Origin of the sequence: Xanthobacter aminoxidans (genome assembly GCF_023571765.1) — a bacterium.
Taxonomy (GTDB): domain Bacteria; phylum Pseudomonadota; class Alphaproteobacteria; order Rhizobiales; family Xanthobacteraceae; genus Xanthobacter; species Xanthobacter aminoxidans.
On record NZ_JAMJXC010000013.1, the window covers coordinates 66,378 to 83,711 of the forward strand.

The following is a 17,334-nucleotide window of genomic DNA, read 5'->3' on the forward strand; positions in this document are numbered from 1 at the left end:
GCGCCTTACCTATCGCCACACCTCTCACGACCCGCCAAAGGGTTGCGGCAGCGAGCAAAGAGTGGCAGGAACGCCGGATGACAATCTCTGGCGGCCCGGCGGCATGACCTTCGCGTCCATCGAATTCCTGTTCTATTTTTTCCCGCTCTTTCTGGTCGCCTATTTCTCCGCGAAGACCATTACCACGCGGAACTACATCTTTCTGGCCTTCTCGCTTGTCTTCTATTCGGCGGGCTATACGCCGCACATCCTGATCCTTCTTGCTTCCGTCGCGGCCAACTTCTTCCTCGCCAAGGCCATCGAGGTGCGCGAAGGCGCCGAGCGCAAGCGCGTGCTGGCGCTGGGCGTGACGCTGAACCTCCTCCTGCTCGGGGTATTCAAATACACCGGCTTCCTGGCGGAGAACCTCAACGCCCTCATCGAGCCGGCCGGGCTGTTGCTGCCGGTGCCGCAGATCTCGCTGCCGCTGGGCATCTCCTTCTATTCGTTCCACGCCATTTCCTACCTCGCGGACATCTACAAGAAGAAGGTCCACGCCAACCGCGATCCGGCGCAGTTCGCCCTCTACATGTGCATGTTCCCGCAGCTGGTCGCCGGCCCTATCGTGCGTTACGCCACCGTCGCGCGACAGCTCTCGCAGCGGCGGGTCACGCTCGGGCGGTTTTCGGCGGGCGCGCGGCTGTTCGTGATCGGTCTCGCCTGGAAGGTGCTGATCGCCGACGAGGTGGCGCGGCTGGTGGACGGGGTGTTCGACACCACCACCCACCCGACCTTCGTGGAGGCCTGGCTCGGCCTCTATGCCTATACGGTGCAGATCTATTTCGACTTCGCGGGCTATTCCACCATGGCGGTCGGCCTCGGCATCATGGTGGGCTTCGTGCTGCCGCGGAACTTCCGGCTGCCCTACACCGCCCATTCGATCACCGATTTCTGGCGGCGCTGGCACATGAGCCTGTCCGCCTTCCTGCGCGATTACCTCTACATCCCGCTGGGCGGAAACCGGCGCGGAGAGATGCGCACCTACATCAATCTCTCCGTGGTCTTCCTGCTGTGCGGACTGTGGCACGGGGCAAGCTGGACCTTCGTGATCTGGGGTGCGCACCACGGCGCCTTCCTCATCATCGAGCGCGCCTTCCTCGGCCGCTGGCTGAAGCGGATGCCCGGCGTCGTCAGCCACCTCTACACGGTGCTGGTGGTGATGATCGGCTGGGTGTGGTTCCGCGCCGACAGCCTGCCGGGCGCCATCGACATGTTCCACGGCCTCGCCGGCCTCAACGGCTTCAGCCGCGCCTCCATGGCGCTGGGCTTCGGCCTGACGCCGCTCGCCATCATCGCCCTCGTCGTGGGCGGGCTGATCGGCTTCTTCCGCTGGCCGCGCTGGAAAATCCTGTCGGGGGAGGGGACCATGGCGCGGGTGGCGGATTTCGCGCTGATCGCGGTGCTGATGCTGGCGAGCGTCGCCTGGGTGGGCGGCACCAACGGCACGCCCTTCCTCTATTACCGGTTCTGAGGAGCGCCCGATGACAATGCTCTCCCGGCATCGCCGCTATCTGGGCGTCCTCGTCGCCGGCCTGTTCGGCTTCCTGCTGCTGTCGAACCTCATTCCCGACCCGCTCGCGAGCATGCAGTGGCGGGTGAAGGTGGCGCCCGAATGGGAGTTCAGCCGCAAGCTGGACCTGTGGTTCCGCAACATCGGCATCTTCATCCAGGACAATTTCGGCTTCCGCGCCACCCTGCCGGTTCTGCGCCGGGAGCTTCGGGCGGAGCTGGACTCCCCCGACAGCAAGCCCTTCTATGCCGGCCGCGACGGCCAGCTGTTCTGGGGCCGGGAGCAGACCCCCGCCCAATCCGCCGGTGCGCTGGTGCGGACGGCCAACGTGGAGCGCTTCGTCGACATGCTCGGCGAGATGCAGCGCATCCTCGCACCCCTCGGCACAAAGATCGTCGTCGCCCTCCCGCCCAACGCGCAGTCGGTGGAAACTGAGGCGCTGCCGCTGTGGAACGATGCGCTCACCTACCCCACGACGGAATACGACCTCGCGCTGGCGGGGCTGAAGGCCCGGGGCGTCACCACCGTGGATCTGCGCCCGGTGCTGAAGGCGAGCCCGGCGCCGCGCTATCTCCTCACCGACACCCATTGGAATGCCCGCTCGAGCATTCTCGCCTTCAATGCGGTGATGGTCGCCGCCGGTCATCTCGACTGGCAGATGGACCCGGCGCAGGTGGTCGGGCCGCTGGAGCCGGCCGCGCGGGGCGACCTGCTGCGCGCCATGCGCATGCCGCCGGAGGTGAAGGAGGAGGATTTTCGCCTCAACCTGCCCGCCAAGGCGTCAAAGCCGCGCTTCGACCCCGTGCTGCGCAGCCTCAACGAGCACATCGCTTTCAAGTCGGTGGTGCGGGACTACGCGCCGGAGGGGCTCAAGGTCCTGATCATGGGCGATTCCTTCACCGCCCTGGCGTGGCCGCGACTGTTCGCCAATGCGCGGGTGAAGGAGGTGGCCTGGATGCACGCCTCCGCCCGGGTGACGGGCAATTGCGACTTCAGCTTCGACGACGTGAAGCGCTACGCGCCGGACCTCATCATCTATGCCCGCACGGAGCGCTTCTTCCCCTGCTACGGCGACGACTGGCCAAAGGGCTTGCCGCGCCTGTGGCGCAGCGCCGTGCCGCGCAACGTGGCGCCTTAGAGGACCTGTGGCGTTCCAGCCGCGAAGCTGGAACGAAAGCCGCGCGTTTTCGCGTTGTGTGCGGCTGCGCCAGAGAGCGGATTAGACCGCGAAGCTGGACCCGCAGCCGCACTTGGCGGTGGCCATGGGGTTCGAGATCTTGAAGGCGGAGCCCATCAGGTCGGCCTTGTAGTCGAGCTGGGAGCCTTTGAAATAGTCGAGCGACATGCGATCGACCACGATCTTGGCGCCTTCCTTCTCGATGACGAGGTCGTCGTCCGACTGTTCCTGCGTCACATCATACTTGTAGGAAAAGCCGGAACAGCCGCCGCCTTCCACGCTGATGCGCAGGAACGTGCCGGCAGGCTCGGGAGAAAGAATCTGGCAGATGCGGCGCGCGGCCGCGTCGGTCACGGTGAAGTCCACTTCCGTCACCGGAGCATCGGCGGGAGCGGTCGTCGGGGCGAGGGAGGTTTCCATGGTATCGACTTTACGAATTGAAGCTGGCAATGGCTTCTAAGGTAAGTCCATCCGCTCCTGATTTAAAGGGCGGGCGGTGCAAAAGGGTTTTGTGCGTCGCCGCAGGTTCTTGTGCCGCGCCGGCCGGAACGGGGGAGGGGCGGTCATGGCGGTGAGCGGCGCGACGCCCCGCGTGGCCTGGGCCTGCGAAGCCGAGCGCTCCCGCGGCCGGCTGGTCCCGGAACCCGAGATGCCGCCGCGCAGCCCGTTCCGGCGCGATTGCGACCGCATCATCCATTCCACCGCCTTCCGCCGGCTGAAGCAGAAGACGCAGGTCTTCGTCTTCAACGAGGGCGACCACTACCGCACGCGCCTCACCCACACGCTGGAGGTGGTGCAGGTGGCCCGCTCCATCGCCCGTGCGCTGGGGCTGGATGAGGACCTCGCCGAGGCGCTGGCGCTGGCGCACGATCTCGGCCACCCGCCCTTCGCCCATGCCGGCGAGCGGGCGCTGGACGCCTGCATGGCGGGGCAGGGGGGCTTCGACCACAACGCCCAGTCGCTGCGCGTCGTCACCCGCATCGAAGGCCGCTATGCCGCCTTCGACGGCCTCAACCTGACGTGGGAGACGCTGGAAGGCATCGCCAAGCACAACGGCCCGCTGACCGACCGCGAGGGCAACGGCATCGGCCGCTATCGCGACGGCCTGCCCCACGCCATCCGCGTGCATTCGGCCCAGCAGGATCTCGAATTGTGGAGTCACGCCTCTGCGGAGGCGCAGGTCGCCGCCATCTCCGACGACATCGCCTACGACGTGCACGATCTCGACGACGGCCTGCGCGCCCGCATGTTCACGCTGGACGATATCGCCGGCCTGCCGCTGGTGGGCGAGGCGCTGGCCAGCGTGCGCGGGCGCTATCCCGGCCTCGACGTGCCGCGCACGGTGAACGAGGTGCTGCGTCTGGTCATCACCCTGCTCATCGAGGACGTGGTAGCCGAAAGCACCCGCCGCGCACAGGCCGCCGGCGTGGCCTCGGCGGAGGATGTCCGGGCCCTCGGCGCACCCATCGTCGCCTTCTCGGATGCCATGCGGCAGAAGGAGAAGGCGCTGAAGGGCTTCCTCTTTCCGCGTATGTACCGGCACGAGCGGGTCAACCGCATCATGGCCGAGGCGCAGGGGGTCATCCGCGATCTGTTCGCCTATTTCATCAACCGCCCGAAGGATCTGCCGCCTTCCTGGCAGGACGGTATCGAGACGCTGGAAGGCGAGCGCCTCGCCCGCCGCGTCTGCGACTACATCGCGGGCATGACCGACCGCTACGCCCTCGACCAGCACGCCCGCTTCTTTGACTCGACACCGGACTTGCGTTAGGCGCGCCGGCAACCGAACCCGATTGGACCCCATTCCATGAACGTCTACGCGATCTTCGCCGATCACGTCCGCGAAGCCGTCGCCGCCCTTTCCGCCGAGGGCCTCGTCAAATCCGGTCTCGACCTCGCCCGCGTGGTGGTGGAGCCGCCGCGCGATGCGACCCATGGCGATCTCGCCACCAATGCGGCCATGGTGCTGTCCAAGGACGCCGGCCTGAAGCCGCGCGACCTCGCCGAGAAGATCGCGGGCAAGCTCAAGGCGGTGCCGGGCGTGGCGCGGGTGGACGTGGCAGGTCCCGGCTTCATCAACATCGCCCTCGATGCCGCCTTCTGGCCCAAGGTGCTCGCCGCCGCGCTCACAAAGGGCCTCGATTTCGGCCGCTCAACCTTCGGCGCGGACGAGAAGGTGAATGTGGAGTACGTCTCCGCCAACCCCACCGGCCCCATGCATGTGGGCCATTGTCGGGGCGCGGTGTTCGGCGACGCCATGGCGCGCCTGCTGGCGTTCGCCGGCTTTGCCGTGACCAAGGAATATTACATCAACGACGCCGGCGCCCAGGTGGACGTGCTCGGCCGCTCCGTCTTCCTGCGCTATCGCGAGGCGGTGACGGGTGAGAAGGCGGACATTCCGGACGGCCTCTATCCCGGCGACTATCTCGTCGCCGTCGGCCAGCAGCTCGCCGAGATGCACGGCGGCGAATACACGGCCGCGCCCGAGAGCGAGTGGCTGCCGGTGTTCCGCTCCTTCGCCATCGGCTGCATGATGGAGATGATCCGCGACGACCTCACTGCCCTCGGCATCGAGTTCGACGTGTTCTTCTCCGAGCGCTCGCTGGCCTTCGGCGCGGTGGACAAGGTGGGTGCGACCATCGAGGCGCTGCGCGCGTCGGGCGAGGTCTATGAGGGCCGCCTGCCGCCGCCCAAGGGCGCACCCATCGAGGATTGGGAGGATCGCGAGCAGACCCTGTTCCGCTCCACCGACTTCGGCGACGACGTGGACCGGCCGCTGAAGAAGTCGGACGGCAGCTACACCTATTTCGCCGGCGATATCGCCTACCACAAGGACAAGGTGGAGCGCGGTTTCCTCAAGATGATCGACGTCTGGGGCGCCGACCATGGCGGCTACGTGAAGCGCATGCAGGCGGCGGTGAAGGCCGTGTCGGGCGGCAAGGGCAGCCTCGATGTGGAGCTGATCCAGCTCGTGCGCCTGTTCCGCAATGGCGAGCCGGTGCGCATGTCGAAGCGCGCAGGCTCGTTCGTCACCCTGCGCGAGGTGGTGGACGAGGTGGGCCGCGATGCGGTGCGCTTCATGATGCTGTTCCGCAAGAATGACGCGCCGCTCGACTTCGACCTCGGCAAGGTGATCGAGCAATCACGCGAGAATCCCGTCTTCTACGTGCAGTATGCCCACGCCCGGGCCAAATCGATCCTGCGCAATGCAAGCGAGCAGTTCTCCGATCTGCCCGCCGAACCTGCCGCCTTCGCCGGGGCCGCCTTGTCGCGACTCGACGACGAAGGCGAGCTGACGCTGCTGCGGCGCATCGCCTCCTGGCCGCGCCTCGTCGAGCAGGCGGCAACGGCGCGCGAGCCGCACCGCATTTCGTTCTTCCTGCATGATCTGGCGAGCGAGTTCCACGCCCAGTGGAACCGGGGAAAAGACTTGCCACATTTACGCTTCATTATCGAGAATGATCGAGATTTGACCTCGGCTCGCCTCGCATTGGTGCATGGCGTTGCCACGGTACTCGCTTCCGGTCTCAAGGTGCTCGGGGTGGAGGCCGTTGACGAGATGAAATAATCGCTCGTCCGGTTGCGGTCCGGCGTATGCTGGCCGAGGTGCGGGCGGGGCTTTGTGGCCGGTTCGCGAAGATCCATTTCGCGAGGATCCGGCCGGGTGGGCGGCGCAACACATCGAGGCGACATGGGCGACGAAAGCAGGTACCGCTACCGGCGTGACGATGCTGCCACGGGAAGCGGCCCCGGCTCCCGGCCGGCGCAGGCCGCCAGTGGCGATCGCGCGGGTGGACGTGATCCCCTCGCCGAGCTCGCTCGGCTCATGGATCACGATCCCTTCGACGATTTCGACGGGCTCCAGCCCGAACAGCAGTCCCGTTCGGGCGCGCCCCAGCAGGCGGCCCCCCGCCCAGCCCCCGCGCAGCGCTATGCGCCGCCGGCAGCTCCCGCACCGGCGCAGCGTCTGGTGCCGCCTCAGCCGACGCGGGCCGCGCTCCAGCCGCCGCCGCGTCCGGCCGCTGTCGAACACGATTATGATGAGGACGACGACGCCGAGGCGTGGAACACCGCCCCCGCACGCCAGCCCGCCGTTCCGGCGCGCGCCGCGCCCTCTTATGCGCCGGAGCCCCAGTCCCGCGCCCCGCAGGGCTATGGCCAGTCCGGCTATGCCCAGCCTGCGCCGTCCTACGCCCCTGCGCCCCGCCCGGCGGACCCGCGCGCGGCTGACGTTCGCCTGGGTTACGGCTCGCTCGCCCGCGATGCGGCCGCTGCCCGCGCCGTGCCGCCGCAGCAGCCGCCGGCTCAGGATTATGACGATTACGACGACGACTATGACGACGGCGTAGACGATCCGCGCCAGCCCGATCCTCACCAGACCGATCCCCGCAACGCCGATCCCCGCGCGCGGGCCGCCGGCTACGGGCAGGGGCAGGCCCCGCAGGCGCAGCAGGCTTACGGCCGGGCGGATGCCCAGGGATATCGTCAGGACGCGCGCTCTCAAGATGCCCGGTATCAGGACGCGCGTTACCCGGACGACCGTCGTCCCGCCTCCGGCCAGCCGGCCCACCAGTCGGCGCGCTACGACGACGAGACGGACGAGGCGGGCTATGCCTATTCCGCCGCGCGCCGTGACGAAGACTACGATTACGACGACTACGACGACCGCTACGATCCCGAATATGCCGATGACGGCTACATGCCGCCCCACGGCGATGAGATGTACGAGCCCGAGCCGCGCCGCCGCCGTGGTCGCACCGCGCTTCTGCTCGGCGTCTCGCTGGTGGGTCTCCTGGTCGCGGGTGTTGCCGGCGTGTTCGCCTACAACATGGCCGTGGGCCGCTCCGGCCTGATGTCATCGTCCAGCGCGCCGCCGGTCATCAAGGCCGATTCCGCCCCGGCCAAGACCACGACGCCGGCCACGGCAGACGCCCAGAAGTCGATCTATGACCGCGTGGGCGGCCCCGTGACCGCCGGAAACGAGAAGATGGTGCCCCGCGAGGAGCAGCCGGTGGACGTGACGTCTGCCGCCCGCGCCCCGGCGGACAGCGCTCCGGCTGCGACCCAGCAGCCCATGCAGGCGACACAGAACCTCACCGAGCCCAAGCGCGTGCGCACCATGACCGTGCGCGCCGACGGCAGCGTGACGCCCGGCGTGCCCTCCAGCGCCGTCTCGGCCTATGCGCCGAGCCAGAACCCGATCCCGGTGGGGCTGCCCCAGCCCAATCCCGTCACCACCGTGCCCGCCTCCGCCCCTGCGGATGCGACGGCAAGCACGTCTCCCGCGCCCACGGCGGCCGGCACCTATGTGGTGCAGGTGGCTTCCCAGCGGTCCGAGAGCGATGCGCTCGGCTCGTGGAAGGCGCTGCAGGCCAAGTATCCGAACCTGCTCGGCAGCTACAAGGCAACGGTCAAGAAGGCGGACCTTGGCGACAAGGGCATCTATTACCGCGCCCAGGTCGGTCCCTTCGCCGGCCGCGACCAAGCCAACGAACTCTGTCAGTCCCTGCGCGCGCAGGGGGGCGATTGCGTCGTGACCAAGAACTGACGGGCGATCGCCTTTCAGGACAGAAAAGCCGCCTTCGGGCGGCTTTTTCGTTTTCAGGACGCTGCGCTGCGCAGCAGGTCGAGGGCCTCGAGAACCGACAGCCGGCGGACCTCTGCGCGGCCGATCTCGCCGAATCGCTTCTCTCGGTGGACGACGTTGCCGTCACGACGGGCACAGGCGAAGTGGACGAGGCCCACGGGCTTGGCCGCCGAGCCTCCGCCCGGCCCGGCCACGCCGGTGATGGCCACCGCGGCATCCACGCCTGCCGCCTTCAGCGCGCCCTCGGCCATGGCGCGGGCGGTTGCCTCGCTCACGGCGCCGTGGGCGGCAAGGGTCGCTTCGGGCACGCCGATCATCGCCATCTTGGCGGCGTTGGAATAGGTGACGAAGCCGCGGTCCACCACATCCGACGATCCCGGCACCTCGGTGAGGGCGCCGGCCACGAGGCCGCCGGTGCAGGATTCCGCCGTTGCCAGCGTCCAGCCGCGGGCGCGGAAGGCGTCGAGGACGGCGACGGCGCGGGCGTAGGTTTCCTCGTCCATCGTCAGATCTCCTCTCCCGCCGGCAGGCGGATGGTGGCGCTGGCCATGGCGGCGATGCCCTCGCGCCGGCCGGTGAAGCCGAGCTTCTCCGTGGTGGTGGCCTTCACCGAGATGCGGGCGACCGGAACGCCGGTAATGCGCGCGATCTCGGCACGGATGGCATCACGATGGGGGCCGACCTTCGGCGCCTCGCAGATGAGGGTGAGATCGAGATGGGCGATACGCCCGCCGCGCGTCTTCACCTTGTCCACCGCATGGGCGAGGAAGCGGTCGGAGGACGCGCCTTTCCATTGCGGGTCCGAGGGCGGGAAATGGGCGCCGATGTCGCCGTCGCAGAGCGCCCCCAGCAGGGCGTCGGTGAGGGCGTGGAGGCCCACGTCGGCATCCGAATGGCCAACCAGCCCGAAACCGTGGGGCACCGCGACACCGCCGAGCATCACATGGTCGCCGGGGCCGAAGGCATGGACGTCGAAGCCGGTGCCGGTGCGCACGTCCGGCAGTTCGGCGAAGGTCGCGGCGGCGCGGGACATGTCTTCGGCTGTGGTCAATTTGATGTTCCCTGTCTCTCCGGCAAAGGTAGCGACCCTGTGCCCGGCCCATTCCATCACCGAGGCGTCGTCGGTCAGCGTCGTGACGCCGCTGTCCGCCGCCGCCCGATGGGCGGCGACAAGCGGGGCATAGCGGAAGGCCTGGGGCGTCTGCACGGCCCGCAGCACGGCGCGGTCCAGCGTCTCCGCCACGACGCCGGTCGCATCGACGCGCTTCACCGTATCGGTCACGGCAAGCACCGGGATCGCGGCATCGCCGTTCCCTGCCGCTGCAATGGCCCGGCTGATGAGATCGGGCGTCGCATAGGGGCGCGCGGCGTCATGCACCAGCACGACCGCCGGCGCATCGACGCCGGCCAGCGCCTCGAGCCCCGCGCGCACCGAGTCCTGACGCGTCGCGCCACCGGAAACCGGTGCCAGAATCTTGGGCAGGCCTTTCGCGGCGTCCGCAAAGAGGCCTGAATCATCGCTATGGATGACCGCAAGCACGGCCGTGATGGCCGGATGCTCGCAAAAAAGGCGCAGCGTGCGGCGCAACACCGGCTCGCCGCCCATTTGCTGGTACTGCTTCGGCAAAGGCCCGCCCGCGCGGCTTCCGCGCCCGGCAGCCACCACGATCGCCACGCAGTTCGTGGCCGACGTTCCGGTCACGGCCGGCCTTCCTTTTTGGATGAAGGCGGCGGGTCAGGCTGGCAGTGCAAGTCGGGACCGGACATGCTGCGGTGCAGCGGTGCGCACACTGCCCTTGCGTGCCGCGCACATTTGTCTAAGATGTAGGCAGAACACAGCTGGCCTAAATTCTGTGCAAGAGACTGTCCCATTGTCCATTCCGGCGTTGCGCCTCGGCGCCGTGACCCTGCCCAATCCGGTCATCCTCGCCCCCATGGCGGGAATCACCGATGCGCCGGTGCGGCGGATGGCTGTCCGCCATGGCGCGGGGCTCGTCATATCAGAAATGCTCGCCAGCGAGGCGCTTCTCGATGGCCATCCCGAGATGCTGCTGCGCGCTGAAGGGGAGGGCGTGTCGTTTCACGCCGTCCAGATCGCCGGCAACGATCCGCGACTCATGGGCGAGGCCGCGCGCGTGGCAGAGGCCGCCGGTGCCGGACTCATCGACATCAACATGGGCTGCCCGGCCAAGCGCGTGACCACCGGCGCCGCCGGCGCGGCCCTGCTGCGCGACCTGCCTCTGGCGCGCGCCATCTTCGAGGAGGTGCGCGGGGCGGTCAGCGTTCCGGTCACGGTGAAGACCCGCCTCGGCTGGGACGATGGCTCGCCCACCGCCGTCGCCCTCGCCGAAATGGCGGAGGCGTGCGGGCTTTCCATGGTAACGATCCACGGCCGCACCCGCTGCCAGTTCTACACCGGCCGGGCGGACTGGAGCGCCATCCGCGCGGTGAAGGATGCCGTATCGATCCCCGTGATCGCCAACGGCGACGTGACGAGCCTTTCCGATGGTCCGGCCATTCTCGCGGCATCCGGTGCTGATGGACTCATGATCGGCCGTGGCGCGCAGGGCCGGCCCTGGTTACCGGGCCGGGTGGCGCAGGTGCTCGCCGGCCGCATGGTCGAGGAGGATCCGCCGCTCGATCTGCAGCGGGACATCCTGCTGGAACTCTACGAGGGTTGGCTCTCGCTCTATGGCACGGCCCTCGGCGTCCGGCAGGCGCGTAAGCATATCGGCTGGGCGCTCGATGCCGCGGCAACAGGGCAGGGGAATGCACGCGCCGCCTTCGTGGAGCGCTGGCGCAAGGCGCTGCTGGTGCTCGACGAGCCCGGCCGCGTGAAGGCCGGGATCACGGCGGCCTACGACGAACTCATGTGGAGGGCCGCGGCATGACGGCCGAAGCCAGAAAGCAAGACACACGGAAGATGGAAAAAAAGGCCAAGGGCAGTTCGAAGGCCGCGACCAAGGCTGCGGGCAAGGAGGTTGCCAACGAGGCGGCGAAGATGGAGGCGGCGCAGGAAGCCGTCAGCCCGCCCGTTCACCCTGTCGCCAAGGCCGGCAACGCCGAGCCCGGCATGACGCGCGCCATTCTCGATGCCGTGCCGCATCCGCTGTTCACCATCGCCGGCAACGGCCATGTGGTGGAGGCCAACGTGGCGGCCGAAGCCTTTTTCGAGGTCAGCGCGCCGCTGCTGCGCCGGCGTCCCCTGACCGAGTTCGTGCCGTTCGGCACGCCGCTCCTCGGCCTCATCGATCAGGTGCGCCAGCGCGGCGCGCCGGTGAACGAATATCGGGTGGACCTCGGCACACCGCGCAACGGCGGCGAGCGCATCGTGGACATCCACGTGGCGCCGGTGAACGAGCAGCCGGACCATGTGGTGGTGATGCTCCAGGAGCGCACCATCGCCGACAAGATGGACCGCCAGCTCACCCACCGCGGCGCCGCCCGTTCGGTGAGCGCGCTCGCCTCCATGCTGGCCCACGAGATCAAGAACCCGCTCTCCGGCATCCGCGGTGCGGCGCAGCTTCTGGAGCAGTCCGCCGACGACGAGGACCGGGCGCTGACCCGCCTGATCTGCGACGAGGCGGACCGCATCGTGAAGCTGGTGGACCGGATGGAGGTGTTCTCCGACGAGCGCCCGGTGGAGCGCGAGCCGGTGAATATCCATGCGGTTCTGGAGCATGTGCGCACGCTCGCGGCCTCGGGCTTTGCCCGCCATATCCGCTTCGTGGAGGAGTACGATCCCTCCTTGCCGCCGGTGCTCGCCAACCGCGACCAGCTCATCCAGGTGTTCCTGAACCTGGTGAAGAATGCGGCGGAAGCCATCGACAGCGACCAGGATGGCGAGATTCTGCTCTCCACCGCTTTCCGCCCCGGCGTGCGGCTGATGGTGCCGGGCGCCTCCACGCGCGTCAGCCTGCCGCTTGAGTTCTGCGTGCGGGACAACGGCAAGGGCGTGCCGGACGACCTCGTGCCCCACCTGTTCGACCCGTTCGTGACCACCAAGCCCACCGGCTCTGGCCTCGGTCTTGCTTTGGTGGCGAAGATCATCGGCGACCACGGCGGCATCGTCGAATGCGACAGCCAGCCCCGCCGCACCACGTTCCGCGTGCTCCTGCCCATGTATCGCGGCAAGAGCCCTGTTCGAGAGGACAATTGAGGTGTCGATGCCATCCGGAAGCATCCTGGTCGCCGACGACGATGCCGCGATCCGCACCGTGCTCAACCAGGCGCTCTCGCGCGCGGGATATGAGGTGCGTTCCTGCGGCAACGCCGCCACGCTGTGGCGCTGGGTGAGCCAGGGCGATGGCGATCTCGTCATCACCGACGTGGTGATGCCCGACGAGAACGCCTTCGACCTCCTGCCGCGCATCAAGAAGGCGCGGCCGGATCTGCCGGTCATCGTCATGAGCGCGCAGAACACCTTCATGACCGCCATCCGCGCCTCCGAGCGTGGGGCCTATGAATATCTGCCCAAGCCCTTCGACCTGAAGGAGCTGATCTCCATCGTCGGGCGCGCCTTGTCGGAGCCCAAGAAGGGGGACGGTCACCACCACGCCCCCGAGGAGCAGGACAACATCCCGCTGGTGGGCCGCTCGCCCGCCATGCAGGAGATCTACCGCCTCCTCGCCCGGCTGATGCAGACCGACCTCACCGTGATGATCGCGGGCGAGAGCGGCACGGGCAAGGAGCTGGTGGCCCGCGCGCTGCACGATTACGGCAAGCGCCGCACCGGGCCGTTCGTCGCCATCAACATGGCGGCCATCCCGCGCGACCTCATCGAGAGCGAGCTGTTCGGCCACGAGAAGGGTTCGTTCACCGGCGCCACCACCCGCAATCCCGGCCGCTTCGAGCAGGCGGAGGGCGGCACGCTGTTCCTCGACGAGATCGGCGACATGCCGATGGAGGCGCAGACCCGCCTGCTGCGCGTGCTCCAGCAGGGCGAATACACGACGGTTGGCGGGCGCACGCCCATCAAGACCGACGTGCGCATCATCGCCGCCACCAACAAGGATCTGCGCACGCTGATCCAGCAGGGCCTGTTCCGCGAAGACCTGTTCTTCCGCCTGAACGTGGTGCCCCTGCGCCTGCCGCCGCTGCGCGAGCGCTCGGAGGACGTGCCGGACCTCGTTCGCCACTTCTTCCTCCAAGCGGAGCGGGAAGGCCTGCCGGCCAAGCAGATTGACACCGCCGCCCTCGACCGGCTGAAGCGCTATCGCTGGCCCGGCAACGTGCGCGAGCTGGAAAACCTCGTCCGCCGCCTCGCCGCGCTCTATCCGCAGGAGGTCATCACCCCCGCCATCATCGAGGCGGAGCTCTCCGAGCCCATGCCGAACATGCTGTCGGAAGAAGGCCCGGTGGACGCGACGCTCGCCGCTTCGGTCGAGCGCCACCTCAACACCTATTTCTCCGGCTTCGGCGAGAACCTGCCCCCGCCCGGCCTCTATCACCGCATCTTGAAGGACGTGGAATATCCGCTCCTCTCCGCTGCGCTCGCTGCCACCCGCGGCAACCAGATCAAGGCGGCGGAACTGCTCGGGCTCAACCGCAACACGTTGCGCAAGAAGATTCGCGATCTCGATATCCAGGTGATCCGCACGTCGCGGTGACCCCCACGTCTTGAGACGACGCACACGCCCCGCGGGTGTCCCATCCGCGGGGTTTATTGACGGCCACGATATATCCGAATGAATATAGCTCATTCGCTTGTTCATTTCGGAGCCTTGCCATGCGCGCCCGCATTTGCGCCGTTGTTTTTCTTTGCCTTTCCGCCGCAACGTCCCGCGCCGAGGATATCCGCCTCGTCGCGGCTGGCAGCCTCACCGGCGCCTTCAACGCGATGATCTCGGAATATGGCCGGAGTCACCCAAGGGATCACGTCTCCACCAAATGGGGCCCGTCCGGCGTGCTCAGGACCGAGCTGGAAAACGGCGGCGCCTTCGACATCTTCGCGTCCGCCGCTCTGCCCCACGCCCAAGCGCTGACGGACAAGGGCCTTGCCAGCGACAGCGTCCTGTTCGCCCGCAACGCTTTGTGCGCCATCGCTCTGGCCGATGGCCCGGCGCTCGCGTCCGACACGCTGGTGGAGACCCTGCTGAAGCCGGACATCCGCCTCGCCACCTCGACGCCCAAAGCCGATCCGGGCGGTGACTATACGTGGGAGCTGTTCGCGCTGATCGACAAGCAGCACCCGGGCGCGTTCGCCACGTTGAGCGGAAAGGCGCAGCAGGTATTCGGCGGCGCGGCCACGACCGGACCGCTCAACGGCCGCCACCGGCTGGCCGTGGCCCTCGGCGACAAGAGCGCTGATGTGGCGATCTACTACTGCTCAGGTACCCAGGAGATGAGCAAGGCGGACCCCGGCAGGTACAAGGTGGTGGCGTTGCCACGCGACCTCGCGGTCGGGCCGGAATATGGGCTGACGCTCGCCAACACGGCATCCCTGCCGGCCGCCGACTTCGCCATGTACATCCTCTCCCCGTCCGGCCAGAAGACCCTGTCGGATTTTGGCTTCATTCCGGTCACGTTGCCAGCCGCGCGCTGATTCGATCGCGGCCGGGCGCCGCCCTCCCGCAGGGGACGGACTCTTGCGGGGCCTCATCTTTCGGATGGACAGAAAAGGCCGGGTCGTTCGTTGACCCGGCTACCTGCGTTTTGCTCCCTCACCGCAAATACGGTGGAAGGGGGATGCGTCTGTCACATTTTTGCACCAGTGTCGTTCCACTGCATCACTCTGGACTGCGCGAGTCGTCGCGCGGCCGGTAGCGTTGGGACGGTCAGGCACACATGAGCGATGAGCCGGTCAGGTACGCCGCAAGAGACGTGAGGCCGCGGCGCAGTCTGTTCGCCCGCCTGTTCGCGCCCGTCGTGGTGGTGCTGTCGCTGGCTCTGGCGGTGGCGACCTTCGCCATCATCATGGGCCTCACCTCCATCGTGCCGACGCCGACGGTGACGCTCGAGGCCTTGGCCGCATCTGCAATCGCCGCGGTCGCGCTGCTCGCCATCATTGGCCGGGAAGTCTGGCGCATCTGGCAGGCGCGGGCGCGCGGCCGAGCCGCCTCGCGGCTCCATGTGCGCATCATCGGCCTGTTCGCCATTGTCGCCGTGGTGCCGGCGGTCGTGGTGGCGCTGGTGGCAAGCTTCACCCTGGACCGGACCCTCGACCGCTATTTCTCCGAGCGCACGCAGGAGATCGTCGGCTCGGCCTCCTCGGTGGCGCAGACCTATGTGCGCGAGCACGCGCTCTCCATCCGCGGCGACGCGTTGGCCATGGCCAACGACCTGTCGCAGCAGAAGACCCTCTACGACACGGACATCGAAAAATTCCGCCAGGTGCTGACGGCCCAGGCGGCCCTGCGCAACGTGCCGGGTGCCCAGATCATCCACCGCGACCTCTCCGTGGTGGAGCGGGCGAACCTGCGCACCGGCCGGGAATACCTCGTCCCCGCCAACATCGCCATCAACGAGGCCACGGCCGAGCAGCCCATCATCTATGTGGATGCCGACTATGTGGGCGCCGTGGTGCCGCTCATCGGCTTCGACGATCTCTTCCTCTACGTAGCCCGCCCCATCGATCCGCGCGTGCTGGGCTACCTGAAGGTGACGAGCGACACGCTCGCGGACTATCGCGCGCTGGAGCAGAGGCGGTTCAGCGTCCAGCTCGCCTTTGCCGCCATGTATTCGATCGTCACGCTGATCGTGCTCCTGTCGGCGGTGTGGCTCGGCGTGACCTTCTCCAAATGGCTGGTCGCGCCCATCCGCCGGCTGATGTGGGCGGCGGATCGCGTGGCCAAGGGCAATCTCGACATCCAGGTGCCGGTGAACCGTGCGGAAGGCGACCTCGCCACCCTCGGCGAGACCTTCAACAAGATGACCGGCGAGCTGAAGACCCAGCGCAACGCCCTGGTCAGCGCCCGCGACCAGATGGACAGCCGCCGCCGCTTCACCGAAGCGGTGCTCTCCGGCGTCGGCGCGGGCGTGATCGGCCTTGATGCCGAGGCCCGCGTCACCATCCTCAACCTCTCCGCCGAGCGCCTTCTCGGTGTCACCGAGGCCGAGGGCCTCGGCCGCCCGCTCGCCGAGGTGGTGCCGGAGACGGCCTCACTGCTCGAGGAGGCGCGGGGCGCCGGGCAGCGGGCGGTGCAGGGCAACATCACGGTCCATCGCGACGGTCGCGAGCGCATCTTCGCCATGCGCGTCACCACTGAGCAGTCGGGAGCCGAGGCGCACGGCTGGGTGGTGACGCTTGACGACATCACCGCCCTTATCACCGCCCAGCGCACTTCGGCATGGGCGGACGTGGCGCGGCGCATCGCCCACGAGATCAAGAACCCGCTTACCCCCATCCAGCTGTCCGCCGAGCGGCTGAAGCGCAAATACGGACGCCACATCACCCAGGATCGCGATGTGTTCGACCAGTGCACCGACACCATTATCCGGCAGGTGGGAGACATCGGCCGCATGGTGGACGAGTTCTCCTCCTTCGCCCGCATGCCTAAGCCCGTGGTGGATGCGCAGGATCTCGCCGAGACGGTCCGCCAAGCCGTGTTCCTCATGCGGGTCGGACACCCCGACGTCACCTTCGAGGCCGAGCTGCCGGCAGCGCAGCCGGCCCGCTTCGATCGCCGGCTCATCAGCCAGGCACTCACCAACATTCTCAAGAACGCCGCGGAAGCCATCGAGGCTGTCCCGGACGCCGAGCGCGGCAAGGGCCGCATCCGCGTCCGCGTCTCCGCGGCGGGGGAGGATCTCCTGATCGACGTCATCGACAACGGCGCGGGCCTACCGCGCGAAAAACGCAGCCGCCTGCTGGAGCCTTATGTGACCACGCGCGAGAAGGGGACGGGGCTCGGCCTCGCCATCGTCGGCAAGATCATGGAAGAGCACGGCGGCGGCATTGAACTCAACGATTCGCCCGAGGGTCGCGGCGCCTGGATCAGGCTCCGGATGCGGGCGGATGGTCTACCACCGGCCGGCGCGGGCGGGGCGCAACCGGTCCCTCAAGCAGGGAGGGCCTGATCC

The 17,334-nt window shown here is 68.0% G+C and carries 13 protein-coding genes; 10 read left to right on the top strand and 3 right to left on the bottom strand.

All coding sequences use genetic code 11. The annotated features are described in order from the left end of the window. Window positions 1-61 precede the first annotated feature (61 nt). Window positions 62-1,510, top strand: a complete 1,449-nt coding sequence (locus tag EJ105_RS18680; protein WP_250167533.1) for an MBOAT family O-acyltransferase — start codon at window positions 62-64, stop codon at window positions 1,508-1,510. Window positions 1,511-1,520: 10 nt separating this feature from the next. Continuing rightward, window positions 1,521-2,687 carry an alginate O-acetyltransferase AlgX-related protein gene (locus EJ105_RS18685; protein WP_250167534.1) on the top strand — a complete coding sequence of 389 codons (1,167 nt, stop codon included), beginning with the start codon at window positions 1,521-1,523 and terminating at the stop codon, window positions 2,685-2,687. 81 nt (window positions 2,688-2,768) lie between these two features. Here the strand turns inward: EJ105_RS18685 and erpA are convergent, their stop codons facing one another. Then, window positions 2,769-3,146: an iron-sulfur cluster insertion protein ErpA gene (gene erpA / locus EJ105_RS18690; protein ID WP_081837719.1), complete on the bottom strand. Its 378-nt coding sequence runs from the start codon at window positions 3,144-3,146 to the stop codon at window positions 2,769-2,771. Window positions 3,147-3,291: 145 nt separating this feature from the next. Here erpA and EJ105_RS18695 point away from each other — a divergent pair, with 145 nt between their 5' ends. The 3 genes from EJ105_RS18695 (at window position 3,292) to EJ105_RS18705 (ending at window position 8,274) form a co-directional block, all read left to right on the top strand. Next, complete coding sequence (locus tag EJ105_RS18695; protein ID WP_169120374.1) at window positions 3,292-4,497, top strand: deoxyguanosinetriphosphate triphosphohydrolase; 1,206 nt, start codon at window positions 3,292-3,294, stop codon at window positions 4,495-4,497. Between the two features lie 36 nt (window positions 4,498-4,533). Continuing rightward, the gene (gene argS, locus EJ105_RS18700; protein WP_250167535.1) at window positions 4,534-6,294 is read left to right on the top strand and encodes an arginine--tRNA ligase; all 1,761 of its coding nucleotides are present in this window, start codon (window positions 4,534-4,536) and stop codon (window positions 6,292-6,294) included. A gap of 123 nt (window positions 6,295-6,417) precedes the next feature. Beyond that, on the top strand, window positions 6,418-8,274 hold the full coding sequence (locus EJ105_RS18705) for an SPOR domain-containing protein (RefSeq protein WP_250167536.1): 1,857 nt from the start codon (window positions 6,418-6,420) through the stop codon (window positions 8,272-8,274). A gap of 53 nt (window positions 8,275-8,327) precedes the next feature. Here EJ105_RS18705 and EJ105_RS18710 read toward each other — a convergent pair whose 3' ends face one another. Beyond that, on the bottom strand, window positions 8,328-8,816 hold the full coding sequence (locus tag EJ105_RS18710) for a CinA family protein (protein WP_250167537.1): 489 nt from the start codon (window positions 8,814-8,816) through the stop codon (window positions 8,328-8,330). Between the two features lie 2 nt (window positions 8,817-8,818). Further along, window positions 8,819-10,015 carry a bifunctional 2-C-methyl-D-erythritol 4-phosphate cytidylyltransferase/2-C-methyl-D-erythritol 2,4-cyclodiphosphate synthase gene (locus EJ105_RS18715; RefSeq protein ID WP_250167538.1) on the bottom strand — a complete coding sequence of 399 codons (1,197 nt, stop codon included), beginning with the start codon at window positions 10,013-10,015 and terminating at the stop codon, window positions 8,819-8,821. Between the two features lie 169 nt (window positions 10,016-10,184). On the opposite strand from EJ105_RS18715, the gene dusB reads away from it, so the two are divergent. The 5 genes from dusB to EJ105_RS18740 all read left to right on the top strand — a co-directional run bounded on the left by dusB (window position 10,185) and on the right by EJ105_RS18740 (window position 17,331). Next, window positions 10,185-11,204, top strand: a complete 1,020-nt coding sequence (dusB, locus tag EJ105_RS18720; RefSeq protein ID WP_284145529.1) for a tRNA dihydrouridine synthase DusB — start codon at window positions 10,185-10,187, stop codon at window positions 11,202-11,204. A gap of 182 nt (window positions 11,205-11,386) precedes the next feature. After that, the gene (locus EJ105_RS18725; RefSeq protein WP_156026471.1) at window positions 11,387-12,472 is read left to right on the top strand and encodes a two-component system sensor histidine kinase NtrB; all 1,086 of its coding nucleotides are present in this window, start codon (window positions 11,387-11,389) and stop codon (window positions 12,470-12,472) included. 7 nt (window positions 12,473-12,479) lie between these two features. Continuing rightward, complete coding sequence (gene ntrC / locus EJ105_RS18730) at window positions 12,480-13,922, top strand: nitrogen regulation protein NR(I) (protein ID WP_024279009.1); 1,443 nt, start codon at window positions 12,480-12,482, stop codon at window positions 13,920-13,922. Between the two features lie 119 nt (window positions 13,923-14,041). Next, window positions 14,042-14,857: a substrate-binding domain-containing protein gene (locus EJ105_RS18735; protein ID WP_250167539.1), complete on the top strand. Its 816-nt coding sequence runs from the start codon at window positions 14,042-14,044 to the stop codon at window positions 14,855-14,857. A gap of 242 nt (window positions 14,858-15,099) precedes the next feature. Beyond that, the gene (locus tag EJ105_RS18740) at window positions 15,100-17,331 is read left to right on the top strand and encodes a sensor histidine kinase NtrY-like (protein WP_284145530.1); all 2,232 of its coding nucleotides are present in this window, start codon (window positions 15,100-15,102) and stop codon (window positions 17,329-17,331) included. Window positions 17,332-17,334 lie beyond the last annotated feature (3 nt).